General features: G+C 42.5%; 1 rRNA gene. It reads left to right on the top strand.

Annotated elements, in window-relative coordinates:
* Positions 1-429: 429 nt before the first annotated feature.
* Positions 430-555: ribosomal RNA gene (locus tag L5M40_RS22560) — 23S ribosomal RNA — on the top strand; the annotation flags it as partial.

Below are 555 nucleotides of genomic sequence, written 5' to 3'. Positions count from 1 at the left end.
GCTCAGCTGGGAGAGCGCCTGCCTTGCACGCAGGAGGTCTGCGGTTCGATCCCGCATAGCTCCACCATTTACACCTTATTCTGACTTTATTGCAAAGTAATAAGGCATATGCACTATGGATAGAGATGCCAAAGATAAACTTAAAAATTATCTTTGGCTTTTTTAAGCCCGCTCTTTAACAATTTGGAAAGCTGATAGTATTTAATTGCATGAGTCTGTCATGTGATTAATTACAAAACGTTTAATGCGCAAGCATTGAACATGAGTTCTCAAACACTTTATTAAGTGTCTTGAATATTCAATAGTAAATTATGCTTAGTTGCATAGTTTACGTCTAAGGCGCGTCCACTTCTTTGGTCAGAAGTGAGACAAGTAAAACCAAGCTGGTCGCAATGCGGCGCAGATGAGTGAAACTCATTTGGGTTGTATGGTTAAGCGACTAAGCGTATACGGTGGATGCCTTGGCAGTCAGAGGCGATGAAGGACGTAGTAACTTGCGAAAAGCGTTGGCGAGCTAGTAACAAGCATTTGAGCTAACGATGTCCGAATGGGGGA

Source organism: Shewanella sp. SM68 (assembly GCF_025653925.1).
Classification (GTDB): Bacteria; Pseudomonadota; Gammaproteobacteria; order Enterobacterales; family Shewanellaceae; genus Shewanella; species Shewanella oncorhynchi.
Note: the sequence above shows the minus strand (reverse complement) of the source record. Positions and strands in the feature narration are given on the sequence as shown.